This is a genomic window from uncultured Xylophilus sp. (assembly GCA_913776965.1).
Classification (GTDB): domain Bacteria; phylum Pseudomonadota; class Gammaproteobacteria; order Burkholderiales; family Burkholderiaceae_C; genus Xylophilus.
Window position 1 is genome coordinate 1 of the sequence record CAJYQL010000045.1, and the last position, 5677, is coordinate 5677.

General features: G+C 72.1%; 3 protein-coding genes. 2 read left to right on the forward strand and 1 reads right to left on the reverse strand.

Annotated elements, in window-relative coordinates; genetic code table 11:
• Positions 1-2346, reverse strand: a 2346-nt coding sequence (locus tag QZ500_RS06510) for a transglutaminase family protein (protein WP_295852487.1), incomplete at its 3' end; no start/stop codon positions are given.
• A 270-nt stretch (positions 2347-2616) separates the two neighbouring features.
• Between QZ500_RS06510 and QZ500_RS06515 the strand changes: the two genes are divergently transcribed.
• Positions 2617-4983 carry a ComEC/Rec2 family competence protein gene (locus QZ500_RS06515; protein ID WP_295852493.1) on the forward strand — a complete coding sequence of 789 codons (2367 nt, stop codon included), beginning with the start codon at positions 2617-2619 and terminating at the stop codon, positions 4981-4983.
• A 116-nt stretch (positions 4984-5099) separates the two neighbouring features.
• Positions 5100-5677 (forward strand): circularly permuted type 2 ATP-grasp protein (locus QZ500_RS06520; protein WP_295852490.1); only part of this gene is annotated, 578 nt, incomplete at its 3' end.

Below are 5677 nucleotides of genomic sequence, written 5' to 3' on the forward strand. Positions count from 1 at the left end.
GTACTGGATCAGGCTGGCCAGCAGTTCGGGCTTGCGCAGGAAGGGGCTGTCGGCCGGCGTCGCGCCGCCCATCACGAAGTGGTTGCCGCCGCCGGTGCCGGTGTGGCGGCCGTCGGTCATGAATTTCTCGGCCGACAGCCGGGAACGGAAGGCGGCTTCGTAGAGAAATTCGGTGTTCGACACCAGCTGCTCCCAGTCGGCGGCCGGCTGGATGTTGACCTCGATCACGCCCGGATCGGGGGTGACCTGCAGCAGCTGCAGGCGCGGATCGCGCGGCGGCGGATAGCCTTCGAGAACCACCTGCATACCGAGCGCCGCAGCCGTCGCCTCGACCGCCTGCAGCAGCGCGAGGTAGTCCTCGAGGTGTGCGAGCGGCGGCAGGAAGACGTAGAGCATGCCGGTCTTGCGGCCCTCCTTCTTCGCTGTCGCGGCGGCGGCCGCCTCGGCCTCGGGGCCATTGGCGAGCGCCGGATCGCGCACCTCCACGCACAGACCGGTGCGGGTGGTCCAGGCTGCGGATTCGAAGCGAGCCGGCTCCCTGGCCACTGCGGTGGTGGCGGGCGGGCGGGGTGCGCCCGGTTCGCGGGCGGCGCGTTCGCCGAGCGGGCCGCGTGGCGCGGTCGGGTCGACCTCGATCAGGTACGGAATCTCCTCGTTCTTGATCCACGGCAGCGAGTCGAGCGGCAGGCGCAGGCCCATCGGCGAGTCGCCCGGGATCAGCGACAGCCGGCCATCGCGGAAGAACCACGGGCCGGTCGCCCAGGTGGCGTGCAGCGCCGACGGCGGCGCGGGCGGGATCGGCTCGCCGGCAGGCGCCAGCGGTCGCTCCTCGCGCGGGCCGGCCTGCAGCGGCAGCAGGTAGCCGGTGACGGCATCGAGGCCCCGGTCGAAGCTGCGCCTCAGCTGGGCGCGGGCCAGCTCGTCGCCGAGGCGCGAGTCGAACACGTCGACGTTCATCGGCAGCTTGCGTTCGCGCCACAGGTAGTACAGCGCGTCTTCGTAGGCCGGCTCGACGAAGGCGTCGCTCACGCCGAGCTCCTGCGCCAGCCGGTGCACGAAGCGCTCCGCATCGGCCGTGGTGTAGTGCGTCGGGCGGCGCTCGTCGGCGAGCAGGCTCTGGTCGACCCAGACCGGCTTGCTGTCGGTGCGCCAGTAGATGCCCATCGCCCAGCGCGGCAGCTGCTCGCCCGGGTACCACTTGCCCTGCCCCACGTGCAGGAAGCCCTGTGGCGCGTATTCGGCGCGCAGCTGTTCGACCAGCGCCATCGCATGCGCCCGCTTGGTCGGGCCCATCGCGGCGGTGTTCCATTCGGCCGCATCGCGGTTCTCGGTGGCGACGAAGGTCGGCTCGCCGCCCATGGTCAGGCGGACGTCGCCGGCCTGCAGTTCGGCATCCACCGCGCGGCCGAGGGCGAGCACGTCGGCCCACTGCCCATCGGTGTACGGCTTGGTCACGCGGGGCGATTCGTGCACCCGGCTGACCGTCATCTCGTGGCGGAAGTCCACTTCCGCGCGGCCCATCAGCACGCCCTCTATCGGCGCGGCGCTGCCGGGGCTGGGCGTGCAGGCGAGCGGGATGTGCCCCTCGCCCGCCAGGAGGCCCGACGTGGCATCCAGGCCGACCCAGCCGGCGCCCGGCAGGTAGACCTCGCACCAGGCGTGCAGATCGGTGAAGTCGACCGTCGTGCCGCTCGGGCCGTCGAGCGCCTTCACGTCCGGCGTCAGCTGGATCAGGTAACCCGAGACGAAGCGTGCGGCCAGGCCCATGTGGCGCATCAGGTTGACCATCAGCCAGGTCGAGTCGCGGCAGGAGCCGCAGCCGAGCTGCAGCGTTTCCTCCGGCGTCTGCACGCCCGGCTCCATGCGGATCAGGTAGCGCACGTCCTGCTGGACCTGCTGGTTGATCGACACCAGGAAGTCGATCGTCGGCTTCTCGCTGCGGTCGAGCTTCTGCAGGTAGGCCGCGAGCAGCGGCGTGGCGAGGTCCGGCACCAGATACGGCGCGAGTTCGGCCGCGAGCTGCGGGCTGTAGTTGAAGGGGAAGCGCTCGGCCTCCGGCTCCAGGAAGAAATCGAACGGGTTGTAGACCGCCATCTCGGCGACGAGGTTCACCGTCACCTTGAACTCGGTGACCGGCTCCGGCACGACGAGCCGCGCCAGGTAGTTGGCGAACGGGTCCTGCTGCCAGTTGACGAAGTGGTGCGCCGGCTCGACCCGGAGCGAATACGACACGATGTTGCTGCGGCAGTGCGGCGCCGGCCGCAGGCGCACCACCTGCGGGCCGAGCAGCACCGGGCGGTCGTAGCGGTAATGGGTGACGTGGTGCAGGGCGGCGTGGATCGACATGGACGAAGCTTTCGGGGAAAAGGGGGCGTGCGGCCGCGGGGCCCGGGCGGTGCGGGGCGATGGGATGCTAGCAAGACATGCGCCCGCGTCTGTCGTCCTAGGCCGCGTTTAGCATCGCCGCCCATGTTCGCATCGCCCCTGCCCTGCCCGCCGCCGCCCGACCGCGCACGGCATCCGGCGGCGCCGCGGCTGCTGGACGGCGGAGCGCGGGTGTGCCTCGCGTTCCTCGCAGGGACCGGCCTGCAGCTGCTGCAGCCGGCGCTATGGCAGATGCCGGCGTATGGCGGGCTGCTGGCTGCAGCGCTCGCGGTGATGACGGCTGGCATCGCCGGCCCGGCGCGGGTACGGAAAGCCGCTGCGTCCCGTGCGGTGCAGGCATTGGCCGTGGCGGTCGCCGCCTTCGCCCTCTGCGGCGTGCGCGCCGCGCATTTCGCGGGCCAGGCGCTATCGCTGGCGCTGGAGGGGCAGGATGTCGTGATCGCCGGCACCGTGGACGCGATGCCCCAGCGCACCGCGCTGGGCCTGCGGTTCCGGCTGGCGGTCGACACCGCCGCACGGGCCGACGGCACCGCCGTCGCCCTTCCGCCCCTGATCGAACTCGGCTGGTATGCCGCAGCCGATCCCGGCGCGGCCGGCTCGCCCACCGGAGCGGGCAGCGGCTTGCCAGACCTGCGCGCCGGCGAGCGGTGGCGCCTGACGGCCCGCTTGAAGGCGCCGCATGGAGCCCGCAATCCGCACGGCTTCGATGTCGAGCTGTGGGCCTGGGAACAGGGAATTCAGGCGCAGGGCAGCGTGCGGGCCGGCCGGCGCGATCCGCCGCCGGTGCGGCTGGCGGCGGCCGGGTGGCACCGCCCGGTCGAACAGGCACGCCAGGCGACACGCGACGCGATCTACGCCCGCCTGGCGCCGGCAGCCGAGGACAGCGCGGACACGATCAGCGCCCGCCGCCGGGCCGCCGGCGTGGTGGCCGCGCTGGTCGTCGGCGACCAGCGCGCGATCGACCGGGCCGACTGGGAGCTGTTCCGCACGACCGGCGTCGCGCACCTGATGTCGATCTCGGGGCTGCATGTGACGATGTTCGCCTGGATCGCGGCGGCGGTGGTCGGTCGGCTGTGGCGCCGGGTGCCACGGCTGTGCCGGGCCGCGCCGGCCCCGCATGCCGCCCTGGTCGGCGGCGTGCTGCTGGCGGCGGCCTACGCCACGTTCAGCGGCGGCGGCCTGCCCGCGCAGCGGACGGTGCTGATGCTGGCGACCGTCGCCGCCCTGCGCCTGAGCGGCCGCGACTGGCCGTGGCCGCCGATCTGGCTGGCGGCCTGCGCCGCAGTCGTCCTGGCCGATCCGTGGGCCCTGCTGCAGGCGGGGTTCTGGCTCAGCTTCGTGGCCGTCGGTGTGCTGTTTGCTACGGATTCAGGAGCACCTCGCTCAGGCGGGACGGGCGTTGGAGGTCGTTTTTCATCTTACCTGGTCCGGCTGCTGCGCGAGCAGTGCGTCGTCACGCTGGCGCTGGCGCCGCTGACGCTGCTGCTGTTCGGCCAGACGTCGGCCGTCGGGCTGCTGGCCAACCTGGTCGCGATCCCCTGGGTCACGCTGGTGGTGACGCCGCTCGCGCTGCTCGGCATCGCGGCGCCGGTGCTGTGGTCGGCAGCGGCGCTGGCGGTGCAGGCCCTGTCCGGCGGGCTGGCCGTGCTGGCGGCCTGGCCGGGCGCGGTTATTTCGCTGCCGGCCGCGCCGGTCGGTGCGGCGGTGCTCGGCGGTGGCCTGCTGTGCCTGCGGGTGCCGCCGGCGCTGCGCCTGCTGGGCGCGGCGCCGCTGATCCCGGTGCTGCTCTGGCCGTCCGCACGGCCGGCGCCCGGCAGCGTCGAACTGCTCGCCGCCGACGTCGGCCAGGCCAGCGCCGTGCTGGTCCGCACCGCGCAACACGCCCTGCTGTACGACACCGGCCCGCGCTACGCCACCGACGGCGATGCCGGCCAGCGGGTGCTGGTGCCGCTGCTGCAGTCGCTCGGGGTTCGCCTCGACACCGTGGTCGTCAGCCACCGCGACAGCGACCATGCAGGCGGCGCGCCGGCGGTCCTGGCACAGCAGCCGGCGGCAACGCTGATCAGCTCGGTCGAGCGCGGCCATCCGCTGGAACAGCTGCGCCCGGTCACCCGTTGCACCGCCGGCCAGCAGTGGGAGTGGGACGGCGTGCGCTTCACGGTGCTGCATCCGCAGCCGCAGGACTACGAGCGGAGCGTGAAGAGCAACGCAGTGAGCTGCATCCTGCGTATCGATGCCCAAGACGGCGGGTCCGCCCTGCTGACCGGCGACATCGAGCACAAGCAGGAGGACGCGCTGGTCGCGGCCGGCGCCCCGCTGGCATCGCATCTCTTGCTGTCCCCGCACCACGGCAGCAAGGGATCGTCGAGTACGCCGTTCCTGGCCGCGGTCGCGCCGGCCGTCGTGATGGTGCAAGCGGGCTACCGCAACCGGTTCGGCCACCCGGCGCCGGAGACGCTGGCGCGCTACCGCGCGCAGGGCAGCGCCGTATTTGCCACGCCCGCCTGCGGTGCCGCCCGCTGGTCGAGCGCCTCGCCCACGGTGGTCCGCTGCGAGCGCCAGACGGCGGCACGCTACTGGCAGCACCGCCCCTCCTGATCCTCGACCTGAACGTTGGATCGGCGACACGCCAAGCGTCGTCCGACGCGTTACAGCTTGCGGACGATGCCGGCCTGGAAATTGCTATCCTCCAGCGGCAGGAGATTGGCCCTTATATGCAGCAATTCGACGAGATGTACGCCTCGCTGCCGCCCCGTGCGGATGCGGTGCGGCCCCACTACCAGACCTACGGCCAATGGCTCGACGCCCAGTCCGCCGACATGATGCGGACACGGCGCGAGGAGGCGGAGATGATCTTCCGCCGTGTCGGCATCACCTTCGCGGTGTACGGTGCGAAGGACGAGGACGGCTCCGGCACCGAGCGGCTGATCCCGTTCGATCTGATCCCGCGGATCATCCCCGCGCACGAGTGGGCGCAGATGCAGAAGGGCCTGGTCCAGCGCGTGACCGCCCTGAACCGCTTCCTGCACGACGTTTACCACGACCAGGAGATCATCCGCGCCGGCGTCGTGCCGGCCGAGCAGATCCTGCAGAACGCCCAGTTCCGCCCCGAGATGATGGGCGTGGACGTGCCCAACCACATCTATTCGCACATCGCCGGCATCGACATCGTCCGCGCGCCGGACGCCCAGGGCAACGGCGAGTACTACGTACTGGAAGACAACCTCCGGGTGCCGAGCGGCGTGAGCTACATGCTCGAAAACCGCAAGATGATGATGCGGCTCTTCCCGGG

Bases quoted from the DNA above. Each gene is read 5' to 3' on its own strand.
- QZ500_RS06515 (WP_295852493.1), top strand. From the start codon at position 2,617: ATGCCGGCGTATGGCGGGCTGCTGGCTGCAGCGCTCGCGGTGATGACG.